The following is a 21,033-nucleotide window of genomic DNA, read 5'->3' as shown; positions in this document are numbered from 1 at the left end:
CTCTCGGTAGCTTTGTATTAGCTGATATCGCAATGGCTTTGGTGGGCCCGGTTGTCGGCCGGTAGTAGCCATCCGGTGCGAGCCGTCGGAAACTTATCGAAGTGTCTCCCGTCGGCGCGCGATGGTGTGTCGCGCGCATCGGCGTTTCGCGGAAGATTTCCGCCGATTCGGCGGCAATAGTCGGAATCTGTTACGGTCTACTGCGTTTCATGGCGTTGAGGGTAGTTGCGGCAAACGACTTGATTGCGGGTCGCTATGACTGGACACACGGCAAGATTCTCGGGGATGCTGGTCGCACTCGCCGTTGGTGTGGCGACCGCCGGCACCGCGGAAGCGGAGCCGTTCAATCCCGCGAACCCCTCGACGAACATCGACATCAGAACTTGTCCTGCGTTGTACGCGTTGGGAATTCAGGGCACCGGTGAGTCCTCGCCGGACGCGGCGCCCACCACCGACACCGGAATGTTGTCAACGGTGTTCCGGCCGATGATGGCCAAGGCCGCCGACCGCGGTCTGGTCGATCGGGCCTATGTGCCATATGAATCCGGCTTCGGCGGTGCGACCGCCGGTAGCGCGGTGCCGTACTGGGAGTCGGTGACCGGAGGCCTCGCTCGCCTGCGGACCATGGCCGAGACTGTCGCCGACGCCTGCGCGGATACCCGCTTCGCGGTAGTCGGCTACTCGCAGGGCGCGCACGTCGCCTCGCTGTTCGCGCAGGAAATCGGCCAGGGCCACGGCGTGCTGCCCGCCGAGAAGGTCGCCGCGGTCGCGCTGTTCGCCGACCCCACCCGCAACTCCGGCGCACCGCTGTTTCCTGGTGCGCCGGGCAGGGCGACGCCGGACGCCGCGCCGGGCACCTCGGGCGATCGGCTCGCGTCGATCGCCGCCCTGCCGCAGGCGCCGGCCACTGGCGGAGGCATCGGTCCGGAACGCGACAGGGCCGCCGACTTCGGCGCGCTCACCGGACGTGTGGCCAGTTTCTGCGCGGCGGGCGACCTGGCCTGCGACGCGCCGGACGGCGCCCCCATCCTCCGCGCGGTCGCCAACGTGGCCGGCCAGTCCACGCTGAGCGGTGGCGACCCGATCGCCTCATTGGTATCGATCGCGCAGGCCTTGGCGTACACCTCGATCAAGACCGCGACCAAGGTGGCACACGAGGACATCCAGGGCAATTCGCTGGCCACCCTGTCGATCTCGCCCGAGAAGTCGATCTCGCAGCGCCTCGCCGACGCCTCCGACCCGCGCACCCCGCTGGATATTCCCGGCGCGCTGCAGACCCTGCTGAAGGTCGGCATGATCGGACTCAACGCGGTTGTCACGGTGGTCAGGACGTTCATCAACCCGACGGCCATCTCGGAGCTTGCCACCGCTGGCCTGGCTGATCCGCCCGCCGCGCTGCGGTCGCTCGGCACCGAGCTGCTCGGCGCCATACCGCAGTTGATCCCGCCGACGACCGGCGTCCGGCTGGTCACCCAGGCGTTCGACGCGGTCGTGCAGAACATCACCGACAACAGCGATTTGCTGAACACGACCACCTGGGTGCGGTACTGGGACACCGTCCAGCGGCACCGCGGCTACGCCAGCGCGACCGTCTCGGCGAACGGTGACGCGCCCACCCAATTGGTGGCCGACTGGTTCGCCGCCGTCGCCCGCGATGTGGCCGACACGTTCGGCAGCAATGCCACGCCACAGGGGGTGGTGGAGAAGCAACCGACCGGATTCTTCGGGGAAAGCTCCGGCGCGTCGCCCACGCCGAGTTCGTCCGGTACGGGACAATTTCCGTTCGGGACAGGAGCCGATGGCGCCTCATCCGGCGGCGTGACATCGATTCCGCCCACCGATCGACCCGGCATACCCGACGCCTACCCGTTCTCCACGAACTGATCGCCGAGAGGTCCCACGATGCGATACTGCGTGCCCTGCTCTGCGGGAATGGGGGAATGTTGAAGTCGTACAAACAGCTGTCCCGCTGGTACGGCGCTCTGGAGCCGGAGAAGGGCACCCCGGAAACTGCCCACCCTGGTGAGGCGAGTTCCGCCGCTTCCGCGGAGGACGACGGGCCGGCGCGCTATCCGGACTATATTCGCGAGGACGACGAGCCGTGGGGGCGCCCGGCCGAGGACATCCCCAGCAATCTGCCCGCGCAGCGCAGCGAATTCACCGGCGGTTGGTCGGATTGGGTGGCCGGCCGCGCGCCCAGTCCCTACGACGACTACACCCCGCCGCGGCAGGCCGGTCTCGCACGCTTCCCTCGGTCGGACGGGGACAACAGGGTGGATCGTCCGCGTGCGTCGGGTGCGCTGCGCCAAGCTGCCCGCGAGCACCCCGCCGTCCGCCGGGCCCGCACGCTGATCGTCCTGATCGCGGCGGCGCTGCTGCTCGGCGCGGCCATCGCGTGTGTGCTGTTTCTGCTGCACGCCTCCGGTAACCGCGCCGCGGCGCCGAAGGATTCGCCCGTACCCGCGTCGGTCCAGTTCACCGTCGCCGGCGCCAAGACGGGTGTCAACCCGCGCGCGGTCAGCGGCGGCGCCTGTCCGACCGAACGGGGCGACTCGATCGTTCGCAGCGCGGAGGCCGGTGGTACGGACTCCGGTCCGGACGCGGTGCTGTCATTCCAGTACGCGTATTACGTCGAACGCTCCGGCGAGCGGGCAAGGGAGGCGGTCGCCCCCGACGCCGCCGTCCAGCCCGCTTCGGTTATCCAGCGCGGTATCGACACGATTCCGGCGGGCACCACGCACTGCGTGCGGATCGTGACGATCGCCGACAACCGGTATTCGGTGGAGGTCACCGAGTACCGGCCCGGCGGCGGTCCCGCCACGTACAACAAGCAGACGGTGACCACCGCGGTGACCGGCGGCCGCACTCTGATCACGGGCATCGCGGCCGGATAAAGGAGAGCAGAAGCGATGGGAGAGGACTGGAGCCGCTGGCTCGACGAGGCGCCCGAGGAGGGCGAACCGTCGGGTCGGCCGGTGCGCTCCAAGGCTCCGGTGGTGCGATTGCGGCGCGGCAAAGGCGATGGTTCCGGGGCGGACCATCCACTGCAGCGCCCGATTCTGGTGGTCGGTGGGTGCGGCGGTGCGGGTACCACCACGACCGTGTTGGGATTGGCGGGTGAACTCGGCACGGGTGGCACGCCGACAGTCGCGGTGGACGCGACGGCGGCGGGTAGTGATCTCGCGCTACGCGGTGCGGACGAGCATCTGCACCCGATCAGCCTGCAGTCCTGGTTGTACGGACGCGGGGACGACGAACCCGCGCCGTTGAAGGAATGTTTTTCGCGCGCCACCTCGGGCATCGGTCTGCTGTGGCGTGACGCTGCGCCACTGCGCAGACGTGCGACTTATCTCACGGTTGCCCGTGCGGTGCACGACGCCGGGTACACGGCGGTATACGACGGGGGAACCCCGATTGCGGGCAGGCAGCTACGTCCACTGCTCGATGACGCGGATGTCGCGCTGGTACTTGCCATTCCGGCTCGCACGGACGCGGCCAACCGGCTCCGGGTAACCCTGGAATGGCTCGACGACCAGTTCGGCGACACGGCCGAAGGACAGGGCGGCGGTATCGTCGGCGACACGACCATCGTTGTCTCCCACCAGTATCCGGGTGAGGAGTCTCGGGTAGCGGATCATTTGCGTGAGCATCTGTCCGGCTGGGTCCGTGACATCAGGGAGATTCCGTACGATCCGCACCTTGCCCGCGGTGAACTCGTCCGGCACGTTGAGCTGGCAGCCGAGACGCGTCGGGCGTATGGGCGCCTGCTCGCCGGAGTGGCATCATGACCGCCGCCATGGTTTATCCCTCTCAGCCCGAACGTACGCCCGCCGGTGTGATCGCTCCACCGGAATCCCGCCGCGCCGCCATCTGGGACCGGCCGGTGCCCGGCATCGGCCGCGCTCCGCTGGTGTGGCTGCTGGGTGTGCACGGCGGAGCGGGAGCCAGTACCCTCGCGCATGTGCTTGCGCCCGCGGCGGATTCGGGCCGCCGCTGGCCCGGCGTCTTCGACCGCGAAAGTCCGTTCGTCGTCCTCGTCGCCAGGGAGACCATCGCCGGTCTGACCCGCGCGCACGACCTTCTGCGCCAACATCTTTCGGGCTTGGCAGGCCCCTCCGACGTGCTCGGGCTGGTCACGGTCGCCGCCCGGCCCGGCAGGATCGCCCCCGAGATCCGGCGCTACCGCGACGTCGTCGGTTCGCTTGCCGGACAGCTGTGGCAGGTGCCGTGGTACGAGGAGTGGACGCTGGTCGAACCCGAGCAGCTGCCGGTGTGGTCCCCCGGCGACCCGCTGCCGCAGAAGAAACGCAAGATCGACCCGCTCGAGGAGGTACCACTCGATGTCCGGGTGCTCGGCGCCGACATTGTGGCGGCGGCTCGGACGGCACTGGAGGACGCCACATTCGACTACCAGGCACCGGATCTCAGAAAGCCGCACGAGCAGTGAACGTACGCATCGAATCGGCGACAACCACACCACTATCCGAGAAAGGCACCCGATGAGCATGATCCTCCTCGCCGTGCAGGACACGTACGGCACCGTTCTCGCGCAAGTCGGTAATCCGACGCCCGAGGCGCCTCCCGGCTCGGAGAAGATCCTGCAGCTGGTGCGTTACCTCACCTGGTTCGTCTTGCTGTCCGGTGTCTGCGGCATCACCTACGCGGGCGGCAAGTTCGCGTGGGAGAAGTGGACCGGCGGTGGCCTGGAGTCGCCGAAGATGGTGGCGGGAGCCATGATCGGCGGCGTCGTCGCCACCAGCGCGGGCACCATCATGAACGCTGTCATCGGCACCTGATGTCTGCGATGAGTACCGTGCGCATGCCGGCGGCCGAGCTGCTGGCCTACAAAAAGATGCCCGCCGAGGTCCTCGCGCCGCTCATGCAGCTGCTGAACTGGCTGTTGTGGTTCGTACTGTTGGTGTGCTTGGCCTGGATGATCGTTTCCGCAGGCAAGCTATGGATCTCGTTCCGCAGCGACTTGGCCATGAACGACTCCTCGCACGGCGTCCTGATGAGCCTGCTGGGTGCTGCGGTGGCGAGCACGGCGTCGGGGATCGCCCTGGCGTTTTTGCCCGCGTGAGCCACCGGAGCGGAACGGGGACGACGCGGAAATGAATTCCACAGTGATTCGGTCGAACGACTCCGCGGCGTGGCGGCGCGACCTCCGCCGCCCCGCCGCCGGGGTTGTCGGCGCCGCGCTGGTGCTGGCGGCGGTCGGCTGCGGAGGAGGCGACGACAAGTCAGGCCCTGACCTGACCGCAGCGCCGACCGATGTGCGGTGGCAGCCGTTCCAAGGCGTGCCGCTGCCGCAGACCGGCCAGGGGCCGAAGTCGACGGCCGACGGCGCCGCGACCGGTTTCGAGCACTCGCCGCGCGGCGCGGGCGTCGCCGCGCTGACCCATTCCGTGCGGCTCGCGGTGGCCGCGGACACCCAGTGGTCGAAAGTGGCCGCGCGGGAAGTGGCTCCGGGCCTGGCCAAGGACGAGTGGGCGATCAACCGGGTGCAGCTGTCGATCACGGGGCCGGCCGCTCCCGAGTTCACACCACGCCTGCTCGGCTACAAGATCACCAGCTACACCGATCAGAGTTCCACCGTCGACGTGTACACCGAGTACTCCGACAGCTCGCAGGCGGTGAACCACACGACCGTCGAGTGGTTCGGCGACGACTGGAGATTACGACTGCCCGACCCCGACTCGACCATACGACCCATCGATTCGATCGACGCATTACCCACCGACATCGTGAAACTGGAGGCACCGACGTGAGCGACAAGGAGTCGTACGCGCGCGACCGCGTCTCCTTCGGTGTCGTCGCGTCCGCCGCCGTGCTGACGCTCATCGTGATCGTGGGCATCTTCGTCTTCGTCGGTCGCGACGACGACGGCGGTGACGGCGCTGCCGCCGTCACCGAAGGCTCCGGCGGCACCGGGTTCGCCGGCCCCGAGGTCGACATCCTCGGCAGGCGCGTGGACATCCCGAACAACGCTGCCGGACAAACACTTCTGCAGGATCCGTCGCGTCAGCGCAAGCCGGCCGATCCGGACTGGCTGACCGCGGCGCCCGAGGGCACCACCGCGCCACACGGCTGGCAGCGGGTGTACGGCGCCTCCGTCCCGTTCTCCACCTCCGACGGGCCGACCCGCATCGAAGACGACCTGGCCGTCGGGTACTCGCACACGCCGCAGGGCGCGGTACTGGCCGCCGCGCAGATCACCTACCGGCTCAACGCCCGCCCTGCCGACCGCGATCTGTATGTACGCCAGGTCCGGGTCTCCGCTCAGCAGATCGCCGCTTACGACAAGGCACTGTCCGACGATCGCCTGCCCGAGCAGCAGCCCGAGAAGGTGACCCGCTACTTCGTCGCCTCCGACGCGTTCAAGGTGGACGATTACGCCGACGATCTCGCCATCATCCGCCTCGCCACCCGCGGGCCGGTGGTGGACGGCAAGCAGCTGTGGGCGGCGATGCGCCTGGTCATGGTGTGGGATGCGGGTGACTGGCGCTTGAAGCCCTCGACGACCAACAACGCACAGACCGAGTACATCGAGTCGTTGCAGGGGTGGACGAAGTGGTGAGTCGCAGAAGGTCCTTTGGGCGCATGCCGCTGGCTGTGCTGGGCGCAGGTGCAGTCCTCGCAGTCGCGGTGGCCGCAGTCGTCACCGTGGTTGCTATCGGTGACGACGACGCGCCCTACGACCAGGCGTCGCCAACGCCAACAGCGTCGGAGAATCCTCCTGGGCCTACTTTTGGGCCGTCGTTCGTAGGTTCTGGCAAGGACTCCTTCGGGCATCGTTTTGATATTCCAAAAGATACTGCTGGACAGGCCCTTTCGCAGTCGAGCGTGCCACGGACAATGACCGATCCGGAGTGGCAGACCGGCGCGCCAGGTGGGACGAACCAGCCGGGCGGTTGGCAACAGGTGTACGGCGGCCCGATCATTCCTTTCTCGACGACCGATGGACCGGCGCGCATCGACAACGGCGTGCCGTCAGGGTTCACCAAGACACCGCAGGGTGCCGCGCTGGCCGCCGAGCATATCTACTGGCGGACCGTGGCACGACCCACCGACCACCCGCTGTGGCAGCAGTTGGTGATCCTCACTCCCGAGGAGCTCGCCGATCGGGAGCGCAAGATCGCTGAGGGCAAAGTGCCCGACGTCTTGCCAGAGAGTGTCAAACCACTGTTGTACGCGTCCGACGCTTTTCGAATCGAAAGCTATGGTGACGATTTCGCTGTTGTTCGTATCGCCCGCAAGACCCGTGAGTTTCTGCACGGCGGGCGAAGCTGGGTGGCCATGAGGCTCAACGTGGTATGGCGTGACGGTGGCTGGAGACTGAAGTCGTCCGCGGGCGACGCACAGCGGCTCGAGACGATCGGTTCGATCGATGGGTGGACACAATGGTGAGACGGCTAGTCACAATCTTCGCGGTCATCTTCACAGTGATGATCGCGACTCCGACCGTGGCCTACGGCCAGACGTACGGCTTCGACGATACGTGCAACGAAATCCACGACTCTCTCGACGGCCTCGGACTGCCCGGCTTCACCCTCGGTGACGCCGCATCGGCCGCGTGCAAAGCGGGCAACGCCGCTTCGCATCCCGGCCAGGCGGCGACCGCGGTGAAGGACAAGGCATGGGACTCGACCTTCGGCAAGGTGGTCGACTCGCTGATGAACGGTCTCGGTGAGGCCATCATCCTGGCGTTGACCTTCTGGATGAAGGTGCCCAACGAGGCGGTCAGCGATTCGGGTTCGCTGTTCACGAAGATCAACGACTACACCTATCAAGCGCAGATATTGCTGTTGATCGCGTCGGTGATCCTCTCGGGGGCGCGATTGGCCGAGGCCAGACGCGGGGCCGCGATGAACGAGGCGGCCGAGTCGTTCCGCATGTTCACTCGCGTGGTGTTCAGCTCCTGGATGCTCGGCGCGGTGATCGTGGCGGGTACCCAGGCCTCGGACCGCTTCTCGGAGTGGATCATCAACGACTCGACCAACGGCAACGCCAAGGACCTGGCCGAGCTGATGGTGAAAACCAGTAAGCTGCAGGCGTTCTCGCCGGGTCTGGTGCTGATCATCGCGATCGTCGGTCTGCTCGGCGCGCTGGCGCAGATCGTGCTGGCCATCGTCCGCCAGGGTCTGCTGGTGATCGCGGCCGGTGTGCTGCCGCTGGCCGCGGCTGCGTCGGGCATGAACGTGGGCAAGCAGTCCTATCAGAAGCTGATCGGCTGGATCATCGCGTTCATGCTGTGGAAACCGGTGGCGGCGATCGTCTACATGATCGCGTTCACTACTGCGGGCCATGTGGATTCGCTCACCGAGACCGGGGGCCTGCCGGACGGTGAGCAAGCCCAGCGCATGCTCGTCGCCATCGTGTTGCTGTGCAGCGTGGCGTTCGTGCTTCCTGCGCTGATGCGGTTGGTCACGCCCGCCGTCGCGATCGTCGGCAGCGGCGGTTCCGGTCTCACCGCGACCGGCGGTACCTTGCTCGCGGTCGCGGGCCTCGGCGCTATGGGCACCAAGGCGGTCGGTGTCAAGAGCTCCGCGGCGCCGGGTGCGGCGGGTTACGTGAGCGGCAGCGGAACCGGGCCGCGACCTGGCGGTGCCGGCGGACCGCGCGGCGGTGGTGGCGCGCCGCGGCCGACGCAGCCGCGGGGAGGTGGTGGTGGTCAAGGCGGCGCGGCCCCGCGCGCCTCCGGCCCGTCCGGCGCGTCCGGGGTAGCGTCCGGAGCGTCCAGGACGGCAGGGCGGATCGGCGCGGCGCGCGCCGCGAGCGGCGGCCTGAACCGGGCCGACCAAGCAATGGGTGACGTCGCGGGCGACCGCTGGACGAATCGTTCACCCGACCTCGGGAGGAGCACCATTCCGCGATGACAGTCACCGACACCTACGAGCGGCGCTCATACGGCCTCTGGCAGAAGCCGCGCAGCGCGGGCCTTTTCGGCTTGCGCTGGGAGGAGACCGTGCTCGGCTTCGCGGTCGTGATCACGGCGCTGATCACCGCGATGGCCGGTGGCTTCCAATGGGGTCTGATCGTCGGCGGCACCGGCGTCGTCGTGATGGTTCCACTGGTGTGGCGGACGGGTGGCCGTTCGGGTTACGAGACGGGATTGATGATGTTCAACTGGATGCGCTCGCGCGGTCGCGGCGAGCATGTGTACCGGGGCGGCCGGTTCTCCCGAATCCCGGGCGGCGTCACCCGATTGCCCGGTCTGCTCGCGCCCTCCAAGCTCTACGAGGGCATCGACGCGGGCGGTTACAGCTTCGGCATGATCCACCTCCCCCAGTTCGCGCAGTACACGGTGGTACTGCGCGCGTGGCCCCAGGGCCACGAGGCGGTGGACCAGCCGGTGATCGACCGGTGGGTGTCGGCTTGGGGTACCTTCCTCGCCTCGGTCGGCCAGACCAGCGACATCGTCGCCGTGGTCCCGGTCATCGACACCGTGCCAGAGACCGGAAACCGTTTGCTCACCGAGGTTTCCACGATCACGCGGCCGGAGGCGCCGGAGCTGGCCCAGCAGGTGATGTATGAGCTGGCCACCGAACTGCCGCAGGAGCGGGTGCAGCTGCTTCCGCGTGTGGCGATCACGTTCAAGGCCACCACCGCCGAGCGCCGCAAGAACCCGGCGGAGGAGGCCGTCGAGATCGGCCGCCGTCTGCCCGGCATCTGCGCGGCACTGGCGGAGGCAGGTGTGCGCGCGCAGCCGATGTCGGCCGACGAGGTGATCTCGTTCATCCGGCGCAGCTACGACCCTGCCTCGCAGGCCGACCTGGAGGTCGCCGCGAGCGAACCCGAGGGTCACGGCCTGGACTGGGCGGACGCGGGCCCGGTCTCGCACGACGAGAAGTGGGACTACCTGGTGCACGACGGCGGCCGGTCGGTGACCTGGGAGATGGACGCCGCTCCGGAGGGTGCGGTCGACGAGAGGGTGCTGCAGCGGCTGCTCGCACCGAATCCCGAAGTGCCGCGCAAACGTATCGCCATCGTGTACCGGCCGCACTCGGCCGCCGATGCCGCCGAAATCGTCGACGACGACTTCAAGAATGCGCTGGTAGCCCAGCAGAGTGAACGTGGGGTCGTTTCCGCGGCGGCGACACTGCGGGTGGGTGCCACCCAGCAGGCCCGCGAGGAGCAGGCCAGGGGTCACGGTGTGACCCGCTTCGGGGCACTGGTGACCATCACCGAGCCCCTGCGCGGCGATCTGCCGCGGATCGAAGCCATCACGCGCGACCTGTCGACCCAGGCGCGTCTGAAGATTCGGCGGTGTTACCGATACCAGGCGGCGGCCTTCGCGGCTTCGCTGGGTTGCGGGGTGATCCTGCCGGAACACGCCACTATTCCGAAGGCACTGGCGGGGTGAGGGATTCATGGCACGGGACTACGAGCCACCCGTACGGGACCGGGACGAAGCCGCTCGCCGCAGGCGGCTCGAGCAAGCCGGGCGGGACGAGTGGGGGCAGCGGCCGGAGCGGCCGCGGCGCCCCGCGCCAGATTCGGCGCGGGTGAGCGGCGAGGATCGGTCGGACGTCGAGATGTCCGATCGGGAACGGCGGGCCGCGAGAGAGGCCGCCGAGCGGCGAGCGCGAGCAGGCGCGAGCCGGTCCGAGGGCGCGCGTTCCGAACGGGCGCACGCCGACCGCCCCCGCGGCGAGCGCACGTCCGCGGATCGCTCCCGTGCCGACGGCGTGCGGACGCCCCGGCCTTCCCGGGACGCGGTCACCGAGCGCATTGCCCGGCTGCCGCGCCCGGATCGCGACGGCGCAAGAACCGGTCGCGTGGCGCGGCCCGCGAAGGTCGACTACGCGGCCGACCGCGCCATGGGCACCCCGTACCTGGACAAGGCGGCCCGCCGCGCGAAGGCAAAGGCGGACCGACGCAAACAGTCCGGGCCTCCGCTGCTGGACGACGTCACCCGCGCCAAACTGGAGATGATCGCCCGCGAGGGCAGCGGCCTGCGTGCGGCGTGGGCACAGTTCCGGGTCCGCACCGACGATATCCGCCGCCGCAACTACGTCGCCCGCACGGAGCAGACGATCGAGGACGGATTCGACCGCAGCACAGCGCAACTCACCGACCGCGGCTACGCGGGCGCGGGCGGCGGCCGGATGAACGTGGTCGGACGTCCGGTCGAATACCGCGCCACCACCGCCCAGGTCGCGGGCCTGTGGCCGTGGTCGGTCGGAGCGGGCGCGCCGCTGATCGGCACGCCGCTCGGCTCGCATCTGCACACCGGCGCTCCGGTCTGCTTCGACCCGATGAACTGGTTCATGCGCGGCAGCTTCATCACCGCACCCAGCCTGTTCGTGCTCGGCCTCAACGGTTTCGGCAAGTCCTCGCTGGTGCGCAGGATTGTGCTCGGTGGTATCGCACAGGGGATCACGCCGCTCATCTTGGCCGATGTCAAACCGGACTACCGCAAGATGGTCGAGCTGGTCGGCGGCCAGGTGATCGACCTGGGATACGGGCACGGCAAGCTCAACCCGCTCGCGGCGGGTGTGCTCGGCGCGGTCGTGCCGCGCCTGGAAGACCTTCCTGCCCTGCAACTTCAGGTGTTGCAAGACCTGAGGGCCAGACAGGTGACGCTGATCGCCGGTCTGGTCGAACTGGTTCGCGGCGACCGCGTGCGCGATTACGAAGAGACGCTGATCGCCACAGCGTTGCGCATCCTCTACAAACCCGGCAGCGGCTTCACGCCGGACAAGCCGCCGATCATGGAGAACCTCCTCGAGGTGATCGTCGGTGGCGGTGAGGAATTGATGCTGGACGCGGGCGCCGACAATCCGGCCGAGTACCAGAACGCGATCAAAGGTTTGCGCCGCTCGTTGCGCGCCCTGACCCAGGGCCCGTTCGGCGCGGTCTTCAACGGGCAGACCACGGTGCCGATCGACACCAGCGCGGTCGCGGTATGCATGGACGTGTCGCACATCCCGACCGGTGACAAGAAGCTGAAGGCCGCGGTCATGCTGGCCTGTTGGGCCGACGGATTCGCCTCGGTCGAGGCCGCGCACGTGCTCGCCGACGCGGATCTGGGTCCGCAGCGCTATTTCCAGGTCGTGATGGACGAGCTGTGGCAGGTGCTCGGTCTCGGCGACTTCATGGTCGACCGGGTCGACGAGCTCACCCGATTGCAGCGCGGCATCGCCACCGCGCTGATCATGATCAGCCATACCATCAAGGACCTGCAAGCACTCGGATCGGAAGCCGCCATCGCCAAGGCGCTCGGTTTCCTCGAACGTGCGCGCGCCAAGATCTTCGGAGCGCTTCCTGCGGAAGAGATCAAACGACTGGACAGCACGGTGCCGTTCACGTCGGCCGAGGAGGAGATGGTGACCGGATGGTCCGCACCGCAGGCATTGACCGGCGAGGCGCTCAAACCGGGCCAGCAGAGGCCATCTCCGCCCGGAACCGGTAAGTTCCTGCTGAAGATCGGTGAGGACCGTCGGCCCGGCATCCCATTCCACATGGAATTCACGCTGTCGGAGAAGGAAAGCGGGATCCACGACACCAACCAGCGGTTCAGCGAATTCACCGAATCGACTTCGCGTGGAACGGATTCGCCAGGGAGCGCCGCATGAGATATCAGCGGGGGCACGATGTGGGAATGATCGGCGGCGTGCCTCGGTACGTGACCGTCGACGGGGGGTGCGCCGCATGATGCCGCACCGGTCCTACCGCCGCGTCTCGCCGGAGGTGCGCGAGGCCGCCGTCCAGCAAGTCATCGCGCTCACGGGCAAACTACACAGCGAATCGGAGGCCTGTCGCGTGGTCGCCGAACAGATCGGCGTGCACACGAATTCGGTACGGAACTGGGTGCGCGCGGCCGAAGGCCTCGGTCTCGAGCGTATGGACGCGGCCGCGCTGCGGCGAAAAGTCACGTTGCTGCAACAAGAGTTGGCGGCTGCCGCCGAGATGAACCGCACCCTGGCCGACACCCTCAACGAAGCCCGGCGCCGAACGTGAAGCACGCCTGCGCGCGGCATGCCGCCGAGGGGTGGCGATGAGCGGCAAATCGGTGCTGTGGGCCGCTCTCGGCGCGGTGCTCGGCCTCCTGACCATCGTGCTGGTCATCATCATGCCCGCGGTGGACGACGCCTGCGAAGGATCCTCGGTGCTCGGTTCGCAGTCCGAACTGCCGCCGCTGGGTGGTTACGCGCCTGGTGATTCGCGTGCCGCCGCGACCGGCAATCCCACCGCCACACAGACCAATCCGACCGCGACCGCGACGCCCTCGCTGGCCGCGGGCTCGGGTCCGCTGCGCCGCACCCTGCCGTTGGCCACCGGAACCTTCATCGTTTCCGACACCTTCGGCGCGCGCGGTGGCACGCACAAGGGCGTCGACCTGGCCGCGGCCGACGGCACCCCCATCTACTCCGTCTCCGCCGGACGCGTCGTCGCCGCAGGTCCCGCATCGGGTTTCGGCAATTGGATCGTCGTCGACTCGGTGGACACCAACGGCCGCTCGTACTCGGCGGTCTACGGCCACATGTGGAACTCGGGTGTGCTGGTCCGGGTCGGTGACACGGTGACCGCGGGTCAGCCCATCGGCGCGGTCGGCTCCGCCGGTGAATCCAGCGGTCCGCACCTGCATTTCGAGATCGTCCCTGGCGGCCGGTTCACCGGCGGGCGTCAGATCGACCCGCTGCCCTGGCTGGACGGCGCTCCCACCCCGGACGTCGGTGGCGCGCGCGCCTACTCCAGCGATCCGCGGTGCAGTCTCGGCTTCGGCACCGCCGGTGGCGCGCTCGCCGCAGGCAAGGTGCCGCCGGAACTGGAAATCTGGTATCGCCGTGCGGGTTCGATCTGCCCACAGATCACCCCGTCGCTGCTGGCCGCACAAGGGAGGCAGGAGTCAGGATTCCGGCGCGGCGCGACCTCACCGGCCGGTGCGCAGGGTCTGGCGCAGTTCCTGCCGGGCACCGCGGCGAGTACCGATCCGGATGACGGCCGGCCGTACGTGATCGACGCCGATGGCAACGGCGTGGCCAGCGTATGGGACGACGGCGATGCGATCATCGGTCAGGGCCGCTACATGTGCGCGATCGCGCACAAGATCCTGCGGTGGCAATCCGAGGGGAAGGTGCAGGGCGATGTCGCCGCGCTGACGCTGGCCGCGTACAACGCGGGCGAAGGCGCGGTGCTCGCCTCGGGCGGCATGCCGAATCAGGTTGCGGCACACTATGCCGAGACTCAGCCGTACGTGCGGAATATTCTGGCGATGGAGGCGCAGTACCGCGCGCCGGGCTCGCTCGGCCGGTTCACGCCGGGGGAGGGCTCGAACGGCGACCAGATCGTCGAGGCCGCGCACGAATGGCTCGGCACACCTTACGTGTGGGGCGGCGGCGGGGCGCAGGGGCCGAGCGGCGGTGGTTTGGACGGCCCCGGGCTGACCTCGGCGGCGGTGTTCGCGGCTTCCTCCGGCACGGTCACGCTGCCACGCACGGCCGAACAGCAGTGGGAGTCGGGTGTGGAGGTGCCTATGAGCAAAACGCAGCCGGGTGACCTGGTATTCAGTTCATTCGGTCCGCGCGGACCCGCGCAGGTCGGCATCTACGCCGGGAATGGGCGCATGATCCAGTCGGTGCCCGGCGCGGGCGCGCGGTCCGGCGGCGGTGTCTCGGAAGTCGCGGTGCCCGGGGATGGACGGGCGAGGAGGGTGCTGTGAGTGCCCGCGCGCGCACCGCGGACGAACCCATGGCGGCAGGACTGCCGAAGTGCCCTCCGATGCGGCTAGCCTGGAGAGGCAAAGCAAGTGCACGCGCGAAACTGGTGGTGATGCTGGTGCTTAGCGTCGCAATGCTGGGCGTGGCCTGCGGTCGTGGGGACCGTGTGGACGCGGGATCCGGTGGGGGGCATTCCGCTACGTCCACGACCCGGTTGCTAGAGGGGGGGCCTGCGCCAGACCCGGTGACGCCCGACGGTGTCGCCGTTACGGCGCTGCGGGAGATCTACAGCTGGGAACCCGCCACCGAAAACCAGGGCACATCGTTGACCCGCGTGCGGAAGTTTTTGGGCCCCAGCCTGATTCGTATGCTGGATGGCTCGCCCACCGGAATGGAGACCCCGAAGGCGACGCTGCAGTGGGCGGAATGGGCTAAGGCTGGGGCGCGCGTGGAGGCTTTCACCTTCGCGTCCGGCGAGACGGCGCCGAACACCACCGACCCGAACGTCCAGCAGTTCAAGATCGGGATCGAGCAGACCGTCGTCTATCCGAACGGGCGCAAGGAGCCGTTGCCACCGGCGACGGTGATCGCCACCGTCGTGCGCACGCCCGACGGATGGCGACTCGACGCGTTCCGCTGACCACACACTTCCACCACCGGACCGCCGACCCAGGAGGACACATGGCGAAGAAGAAAAAGGTGACGGATCCGGCCGTGCCCGGACCCGATCTCAGCCTGTATCTGACCTACGCCGGCTTCGCGATCTTCGGAACCCTCTGGATCGCGGTGCATCTGGGCAACATGCTTGCCGGCAGCCCGCAGAGCGTCCCGATCAACCCGATCGCCATCGTCGCCGACCTCGCCAAAGGAAGGCTGCAGTGGCCGGGCGCATCGACGGTGATCTTGCTGCTGGTGATCGCAAGCGTGGTCGCCTACCTCGTGATCCTCAGGCAGATGAACAAGCGCCAGAGCAAGGGCAGGCTGCCGGTCGACGAAAAGGCCGACGTGATGGGCAGCGGCGGCGCGATCTCCATGCTCACCGAGGCGGGAGTCCGGGAGAAAGCCGATCAGCTCGGGGTGCGACTCGGCTACGACGACGTTCCCGGTGTGCCGATCGGTGTCGGCGTGGCCGACGGGGTGATGCTCTACGGCTCCTACGAGGATCTACACCTGGACATCTGGGGTCCGCGTCAGGGCAAATCGACCTCGCGGGTGATCCCGGCGATCCTCACCGCGATCGGACCGGTGCTGGCGACCTCGAACAAGCGAGATGTGGTGGACGCGACCCGGGACGTCCGGGAGTCCAAGGGAAGTCCCACTTTCGTCTTCGATCCGCAGGGCGTCGCAGGCGAGGAGCCGACCTGGTTCTGGGATCCGTTGTCCTGGGTGGACGCGGGCCGCGAGGGCTGCGAGATGCGCGCGGCCCGGTTGGCCGGGCACTTCGCCGACGGCGACGACGGTAGCGACACCAAGACCGACGCGTTTTTCGATCCGGAGGCCGAGGACCTGCTCGCCGGACTGTTCCTCGCCGCTGCCGTCGGTGACCGCAACGGCAGCAGACCGATCGTCCAGGTGTGGGAGTGGGTGACAAACCCGCAGGATACCGAGCCGATCGAACTCCTGCGCGCAGCACGCCACCACTACACGGCCTCCGGCCTTTCCTCGCAGTACAACACCGACCCGCGCACGCGAAGTGGCATCTTCGGTACTGCCAAGAAGATGATCCGCTGCCTGAAGCTGTCCAATGTGCACCCGTGGATCACCAAGGGCGGGGACCGTAGGGAGTTCGACGAGCTGGAGTTCCTCGAGCACAACGGAACTCTCTACAGCCTGTCCCTCGAGGGCCGCGGCTCGGCCGCGCCGCTGGTGAGTGCGCTCACCGAGGCGGTGGTGGACGTCGCGATGCGCAAGGCGTCGCAGTCGCGCGGCGGCCGGCTGGCGATTCCACTGCTCGCGGTGCTCGACGAGGCCGCGAACGTGGTGCGCTGGAAGGATCTGCCCAAGCAGTACAGCCACTTCGGCTCGCGCGGCATCGTGGTCATGACGGTGCTGCAATCCTGGGCGCAGGGCGCCCGCTGCTGGGGTGAGAGCGGCATGAACGCCCTCTGGTCGGCGGCGAACATCAAGGTGCTCGGCAGCGGCGTCGACGACACCAGGTTCCTGCAGGAGCGGTCCGATGTCCTCGGCGAATACGATGCGATCTCCCAGTCGGTCTCGGAATCCAAAGGCGGCAAGAGCTATTCGCGGTCGCTGGGTTCGTCCAAGACGTTCTCGGTCAACGGTCTGGCGACGTTGCCGCGCGGCCGGGCCATCGTGTTCCCGTCCGGTGCGCCGCCGGTGCTGGTCCGGACCGTGCCGTGGTGGGAAGGCGAGTACGCTGCCGAGGTGAAGAAGTCCATCTCGCACCATGATCCGCAGCGCAAGACGGAAATCACGGACCTGATCGGCGCGCCCTCGTTGAGCAAGTCGGCACCGCCGCCCGAGTACGGACAGGTCGAGGAGGTTCGCCCGTTGTGACCGAACAGCAGCAACAACCGATGATCTACGCAAGTGTGGTGGAGTTCGTCGAAAACTATCTCAGCCTGGTTTACCGGCGTCAGGTCACCGATCTGAGCGACACGGTGTGGTGCCCGGAGTGGTGGCAGCACGCCGAGGCGGTCGCCCGGCTGGACGCGCTGTGGCGGGCGTGGGAGCACTACCGCTTGGACGGGCGCACCGGGCTGAGCGTCTGGTTCCTGGACCACGCGGATCCGCACCTGGCAAAACTCTTCGACCCCAAGGGGCCGTTCAAATACTGCAGTGTGCGCAACGGTCACAAGGACATGCTCAACCCGCTGCCGCTGAAGTCGCCGCAGCACGGCATGTTCGGTGATCCCACGATCGGCGACTTCCGCCTGTAATCGCTTGCCGGGCAGCCGTTCGCGCGGATTCTCGGAAAAAGAAGAACGCCCGCTGGGAAACCCAGCGGGCGTTCGTTCGTCTACTGTCTCGCGCGTTCCAGGCCGCGAGCTTCCTGTTCTCTGGCCCGCGTCACCGACGGCGCCTCGTCCGGGCGGGTGCGCACGGCCTCGCCCGGCGGCTGTGCCTGGCCTACCTCGATCAACATCCGTACCGCGGCCAGTTCCGGCGCGACACCCATTTTGGCGAGATGGGCGGCGATCGCCATCCGGCGTTCCGCGGAGTCGTACTGCATCGCGGGCTTGGCGTTCGCGGCGGCGTTGGCGGCCATGCGCGTGGCCTCGGCCTGTGCGGAGAAGCGGTCCTTCTCCAGGGACACACCCTTTTCCGCGATCGGCTTCTCGATCAGCCGAGCCAGTTCAGTGTTGCGCGGATCCTTGGCCTTCGCGTCGCGGGCCTCGCGGAGCTGCATCTCTTTGGCCTCTTTGACGCGGGCGTCCGTGAGCTTGGCGCGCGCTTCGGCTTCTTTCTGACCACGCTCGCGGGTTCGCAGTGCGACGAGCGTCGCCATCTGCAACATAGTCCTCATCATGGCCGCGGTCTCCCGGCCGATGTCGTCCAGTTCTTCGGACATGGCTGCTCCCCGATGCTGCAGTGATCACTATGGATGATTGTGGTGCTTTGTCACGGACGCCGCCACGCGAACTGTAGTCCGTGCAGCGGGCCCCGCCTGCAAACGCGGACACCCGGAGGACTCGTGGCGCGGCACTCCCTACGAGGGGATCGCCCTATTCTGGGATGGCTACGCTACGGGAACTCCTTGGTTCGAGATTACCTGACAAAGGTCGACACAATCGTACGAGCGTGCCGCATATCAGCATATATCGCACAATTCCGGCATACATGCGAACTCGGCGGAGGATCTCCGGATTCAGGAAAACCTAACCGAACAACAGGTATCTCGGCGGCGCGTCGGATCGGCGATGAGCTCGGGCCCGCGGCCGGTGATCGGCGGCGGGCGCGAGTATCGGACGATCAGCGGTCGATTCGCACCGATTTGATCGTGACCGGTTCCTTCGGCTTGCCGTCGCCAGGGCCGTTCGAGTTGTCCTGGCCGATCTGGGCAATCTTGTCGAGGGTACCGAGGCTGTTCTCGTCCACGGTCCCGAAGATCGTGTACTGCGGCGGCAGTTGTGAATCCCCGTAGACGATGAAGAACTGGCTGCCGTTGGTGCCGGGGCCCGCGTTGGCCATGGCGAGCACGCCGCGTTTGTAGGCGATCGCATTGCCGAGTGCTGGATCGTCCGGCGCGTATTGATCGGTCGGGTATTCGTTGTCGAACTCATAACCGGGCCCGCCGGATCCGGAGCCGGTCGGGTCACCGCACTGCAACACCTTCAGGCCCTCGTCCGCGGTCATCCGGTGGCAGCCGGTGCCGTCGAAGTAGTTCTGCGAAGCCAGGCTGACGAAGCTGTTCACGGTGCACGGTGAGTCGGCGTTGTTCAGCGTCAATCCGATCGGCCCCTGGCTGGTCTCCATGCTCACGCTGACCTCGGCGTCGACACCGGTGGTCGGGATGCCGCCGACCTTCGGCTTGGCCGCGGCCTTGTCCGCGGGCTTGGCGCCATCGCGATAGACGCAGTCGACCGTCGCGGGCTTGGCCTTGGCGGGGGGTGGCGTCGCGGCCGCGGCTGCGGGTGAACTGGTCAGCGCGGCGTCGGCGGCATCGGAGCTGTCGTCCTCCCCGCGGGTCAGGAAGTACACCCCGGTCACGGCGGCGACCACGACGACGACACCGAGCACCGAGCCGGCGATCGTGAGTTGCTTGCGCCTGCGCGCCCGCTGAGCCCGGTTGGCAAGCTGACGCTCCAGCTTGCGTTTCGCCGTTGCTCGTCGCTGTTCGTTGCTCGGCACTACCACGTTCCTCCCGTATCCGGTGACATCGGGATAAGAGTGTGCCATTTTTTCCTGAGACTGCTCCGTATCCTTCCTGAGAGGCGGTTCGGCGAACCGGTTGGACTTCGCGGGCCGTGGTGGTGGAAACTGGAGCATCGTGACCAAGACCAGCAGCTTCTCCGCCCCGAAAGGGATACCGGACTACGTGCCTCCCGGCTCGGCCGAGTTCGTCGCGGTGCGTGACGGCCTCGTCCGCGCCGCCCGACTGGCCGGGTACGGGCATATCGAGCTGCCGGTCTTCGAAGACACCGGGCTGTTCACCCGTGGTGTCGGCGAGTCGACCGACGTGGTCACCAAGGAGATGTACACCTTCCCCGACCGCGGCGATCGCAGCGTGACGTTGCGGCCCGAGGGAACAGCGGGCGTGATGCGCGCGGTCATCGAACACGGACTCGACCGCGGCCAGCTACCGGTGAAGCTGTGCTACTCGGGTCCGTTCTTCCGTTACGAGCGGCCGCAGGCGGGCCGCTACCGGCAGCTGCAGCAGGTGGGTATCGAGGCGATCGGCGTCGACGACCCGGCATTGGACGCCGAGGTGATCGCCATCGCCGACGCAGGGTTCCGCGGGCTCGGGCTCGACGGTTTCCGGCTCGAGATCACCTCGCTCGGCGACGAGACCTGCCGCCCTCAGTACCGGGAGTTGCTGCAGGAATTCCTGTTCGGGCTGCCGCTGGACGAGCAGACCAGGCGCCGCGCGGAGCTCAACCCGCTGCGCGTCCTCGACGACAAGCGGCGCGAGGTACGCGCGATGACCGCGGACGCCCCGCTGATGATCGATCACCTCTCGGAGTCGGCCAAGGCGCACTTCGAGCAGGTGCTCGGCCACCTGGACGCGCTCGGCGTGCCGTATGTGGTGAACCCGCGCATGGTGCGCGGGCTCGACTACTACACGAAGACCACCTTCGAGTTCGTGCACGACGGTCTCGGCGCCCAGTCGGGCATCGGCGGTGGCGGTCGCTACGACGGGCTGATGGCCGAGCTCGGTGGACAACCGCTGTCCGGCATCGGCTTCGGGCTCGGCGTGGACCGCACCATGCTCGCGCTGGAGGCCGAGGGCAAGTCGGCGGGCAACCCGGCGCGCTGCGAGGTGTTCGGTGTGCCGCTGGGCGAAGCCGCCCAGCATCGGATGGTCGTGCTCGCGGCGCAGCTGCGGTCGGCGGGTGTCCGGGTCGACCTCGCCTACGGCGGGCGCGGTGTGAAGGGCGCGATGAAGGCGGCCGACCGGTCCGGGGCGAAGTTCACCATGGTGCTCGGCGACCGCGACCTCGTGGACAGCACCATCGGGCTCAAGGACATGGCGACCGGTGAGCAGCGGCAGGTTCCGCTGGGCGAGGTGGTCGGTGTGCTCCGAGCGTCGCTGGGCGGCTAGCCGACGGCCTCGCTCAGGCTGGGACAGCACCGAACTCGGGGTCCGACGGCGCCATGCGGGGCCACCTGACACTGAACGCCCGCTCACCCAGGCGGTCGGCACGGTAGCGTGACCCGGCACGTGCCGGAGTCGGGAGAGGGCGGAGCA

At 68.0% G+C, this 21,033-nt stretch carries 20 protein-coding genes; 18 read left to right on the top strand and 2 right to left on the bottom strand.

The annotated features are described in order from the left end of the window. Positions 1–285: 285 nt before the first annotated feature. The 17 genes from OHB12_RS12700 to OHB12_RS12620 all read left to right on the top strand — a co-directional run bounded on the left by OHB12_RS12700 (position 286) and on the right by OHB12_RS12620 (position 17,563). Entirely contained in the window at positions 286–1,884 is a 1,599-nt protein-coding gene (locus tag OHB12_RS12700) for a cutinase family protein (protein ID WP_327119205.1), read from the top strand. Between the two features lie 56 nt (positions 1,885–1,940). Further along, the gene (locus tag OHB12_RS12695; RefSeq protein WP_327119203.1) at positions 1,941–2,894 is read left to right on the top strand and encodes a hypothetical protein; all 954 of its coding nucleotides are present in this window, start codon (positions 1,941–1,943) and stop codon (positions 2,892–2,894) included. Between the two features lie 15 nt (positions 2,895–2,909). Next, entirely contained in the window at positions 2,910–3,788 is an 879-nt protein-coding gene (locus OHB12_RS12690) for a MinD/ParA family ATP-binding protein (protein ID WP_327119201.1), read from the top strand. Next, complete coding sequence (locus tag OHB12_RS12685; protein WP_327119199.1) at positions 3,785–4,447, top strand: DUF6668 family protein; 663 nt, start codon at positions 3,785–3,787, stop codon at positions 4,445–4,447. The genes OHB12_RS12690 and OHB12_RS12685 overlap by 4 nt, the downstream gene beginning before the upstream one ends. 52 nt (positions 4,448–4,499) lie before the next feature. Continuing rightward, complete coding sequence (locus tag OHB12_RS12680; RefSeq protein ID WP_327119197.1) at positions 4,500–4,796, top strand: hypothetical protein; 297 nt, start codon at positions 4,500–4,502, stop codon at positions 4,794–4,796. 8 nt (positions 4,797–4,804) lie between these two features. After that, entirely contained in the window at positions 4,805–5,080 is a 276-nt protein-coding gene (locus tag OHB12_RS12675) for a hypothetical protein (protein WP_327119195.1), read from the top strand. A gap of 31 nt (positions 5,081–5,111) precedes the next feature. Further along, on the top strand, positions 5,112–5,768 hold the full coding sequence (locus OHB12_RS12670; RefSeq protein ID WP_327119193.1) for a hypothetical protein: 657 nt from the start codon (positions 5,112–5,114) through the stop codon (positions 5,766–5,768). Then, entirely contained in the window at positions 5,765–6,577 is an 813-nt protein-coding gene (locus OHB12_RS12665) for a hypothetical protein (RefSeq protein WP_327119191.1), read from the top strand. The genes OHB12_RS12670 and OHB12_RS12665 overlap by 4 nt, the downstream gene beginning before the upstream one ends. After that, positions 6,562–7,407, top strand: a complete 846-nt coding sequence (locus OHB12_RS12660) for a hypothetical protein (protein WP_327119189.1) — start codon at positions 6,562–6,564, stop codon at positions 7,405–7,407. Before OHB12_RS12665 ends, OHB12_RS12660 begins: the two co-directional genes overlap by 16 nt. Beyond that, the gene (locus OHB12_RS12655) at positions 7,401–8,876 is read left to right on the top strand and encodes a hypothetical protein (protein WP_327119187.1); all 1,476 of its coding nucleotides are present in this window, start codon (positions 7,401–7,403) and stop codon (positions 8,874–8,876) included. The genes OHB12_RS12660 and OHB12_RS12655 overlap by 7 nt, the downstream gene beginning before the upstream one ends. Further along, positions 8,873–10,363, top strand: a complete 1,491-nt coding sequence (locus tag OHB12_RS12650) for an SCO6880 family protein (protein ID WP_327119185.1) — start codon at positions 8,873–8,875, stop codon at positions 10,361–10,363. Before OHB12_RS12655 ends, OHB12_RS12650 begins: the two co-directional genes overlap by 4 nt. A gap of 7 nt (positions 10,364–10,370) precedes the next feature. Then, entirely contained in the window at positions 10,371–12,578 is a 2,208-nt protein-coding gene (locus tag OHB12_RS12645; protein ID WP_327119183.1) for a hypothetical protein, read from the top strand. 76 nt (positions 12,579–12,654) lie between these two features. Next, on the top strand, positions 12,655–12,963 hold the full coding sequence (locus OHB12_RS12640) for a transposase (protein ID WP_327119182.1): 309 nt from the start codon (positions 12,655–12,657) through the stop codon (positions 12,961–12,963). A gap of 37 nt (positions 12,964–13,000) precedes the next feature. Then, positions 13,001–14,665, top strand: coding sequence for a peptidoglycan DD-metalloendopeptidase family protein (locus OHB12_RS12635; RefSeq protein ID WP_327119180.1), 1,665 nt, complete (start codon positions 13,001–13,003; stop codon positions 14,663–14,665). Between the two features lie 110 nt (positions 14,666–14,775). Continuing rightward, entirely contained in the window at positions 14,776–15,303 is a 528-nt protein-coding gene (locus OHB12_RS12630) for a hypothetical protein (RefSeq protein WP_327119178.1), read from the top strand. Positions 15,304–15,344: 41 nt separating this feature from the next. Continuing rightward, positions 15,345–17,180 carry a type IV secretory system conjugative DNA transfer family protein gene (locus OHB12_RS12625; RefSeq protein ID WP_327119176.1) on the top strand — a complete coding sequence of 612 codons (1,836 nt, stop codon included), beginning with the start codon at positions 15,345–15,347 and terminating at the stop codon, positions 17,178–17,180. After that, positions 17,177–17,563 carry a DUF4913 domain-containing protein gene (locus OHB12_RS12620; protein ID WP_327119174.1) on the top strand — a complete coding sequence of 129 codons (387 nt, stop codon included), beginning with the start codon at positions 17,177–17,179 and terminating at the stop codon, positions 17,561–17,563. Before OHB12_RS12625 ends, OHB12_RS12620 begins: the two co-directional genes overlap by 4 nt. Positions 17,564–17,643: 80 nt before the next feature. On the opposite strand, the gene OHB12_RS12615 is transcribed toward OHB12_RS12620, so the two are convergent. Both OHB12_RS12615 and OHB12_RS12610 read right to left on the bottom strand, forming a co-directional pair. Next, positions 17,644–18,195 carry a hypothetical protein gene (locus OHB12_RS12615; RefSeq protein ID WP_327119172.1) on the bottom strand — a complete coding sequence of 184 codons (552 nt, stop codon included), beginning with the start codon at positions 18,193–18,195 and terminating at the stop codon, positions 17,644–17,646. A 401-nt stretch (positions 18,196–18,596) separates the two neighbouring features. Then, a complete protein-coding gene (locus OHB12_RS12610; protein ID WP_327119170.1) occupies positions 18,597–19,475 on the bottom strand; it encodes a peptidylprolyl isomerase in 879 nt (292 codons plus the stop codon). Positions 19,476–19,614: 139 nt separating this feature from the next. On the opposite strand from OHB12_RS12610, the gene hisS reads away from it, so the two are divergent. Then, positions 19,615–20,886: a histidine--tRNA ligase gene (hisS, locus tag OHB12_RS12605; RefSeq protein ID WP_327119168.1), complete on the top strand. Its 1,272-nt coding sequence runs from the start codon at positions 19,615–19,617 to the stop codon at positions 20,884–20,886. Positions 20,887–21,033 lie beyond the last annotated feature (147 nt).

Source organism: Nocardia sp. NBC_01730, assembly GCF_035920445.1.
Classification (GTDB): domain Bacteria; phylum Actinomycetota; class Actinomycetes; order Mycobacteriales; family Mycobacteriaceae; genus Nocardia.
Note: the sequence above shows the minus strand (reverse complement) of the source record. Positions and strands in the feature narration are given on the sequence as shown.

Bases quoted from the DNA above. Each gene is read 5' to 3' on its own strand.
- OHB12_RS12630 (WP_327119178.1), top strand. From the start codon at position 14,776: ATGCTGGTGCTTAGCGTCGCAATGCTGGGCGTGGCCTGCGGTCGTGGG.
- OHB12_RS12640 (WP_327119182.1), top strand. From the start codon at position 12,655: ATGATGCCGCACCGGTCCTACCGCCGCGTCTCGCCGGAGGTGCGCGAG.
- OHB12_RS12700 (WP_327119205.1), top strand. From the start codon at position 286: ATGCTGGTCGCACTCGCCGTTGGTGTGGCGACCGCCGGCACCGCGGAA.
- OHB12_RS12675 (WP_327119195.1), top strand. From the start codon at position 4,805: ATGAGTACCGTGCGCATGCCGGCGGCCGAGCTGCTGGCCTACAAAAAG.
- OHB12_RS12645 (WP_327119183.1), top strand. From the start codon at position 10,371: ATGGCACGGGACTACGAGCCACCCGTACGGGACCGGGACGAAGCCGCT.
- OHB12_RS12655 (WP_327119187.1), top strand. From the start codon at position 7,401: ATGGTGAGACGGCTAGTCACAATCTTCGCGGTCATCTTCACAGTGATG.
- OHB12_RS12625 (WP_327119176.1), top strand. From the start codon at position 15,345: ATGGCGAAGAAGAAAAAGGTGACGGATCCGGCCGTGCCCGGACCCGAT.
- OHB12_RS12670 (WP_327119193.1), top strand. From the start codon at position 5,112: ATGAATTCCACAGTGATTCGGTCGAACGACTCCGCGGCGTGGCGGCGC.
- OHB12_RS12650 (WP_327119185.1), top strand. From the start codon at position 8,873: ATGACAGTCACCGACACCTACGAGCGGCGCTCATACGGCCTCTGGCAG.
- OHB12_RS12635 (WP_327119180.1), top strand. From the start codon at position 13,001: ATGAGCGGCAAATCGGTGCTGTGGGCCGCTCTCGGCGCGGTGCTCGGC.
- OHB12_RS12615 (WP_327119172.1), bottom strand. From the start codon at position 18,195: ATGTCCGAAGAACTGGACGACATCGGCCGGGAGACCGCGGCCATGATG.
- OHB12_RS12695 (WP_327119203.1), top strand. From the start codon at position 1,941: ATGTTGAAGTCGTACAAACAGCTGTCCCGCTGGTACGGCGCTCTGGAG.
- OHB12_RS12685 (WP_327119199.1), top strand. From the start codon at position 3,785: ATGACCGCCGCCATGGTTTATCCCTCTCAGCCCGAACGTACGCCCGCC.
- OHB12_RS12680 (WP_327119197.1), top strand. From the start codon at position 4,500: ATGAGCATGATCCTCCTCGCCGTGCAGGACACGTACGGCACCGTTCTC.
- OHB12_RS12690 (WP_327119201.1), top strand. From the start codon at position 2,910: ATGGGAGAGGACTGGAGCCGCTGGCTCGACGAGGCGCCCGAGGAGGGC.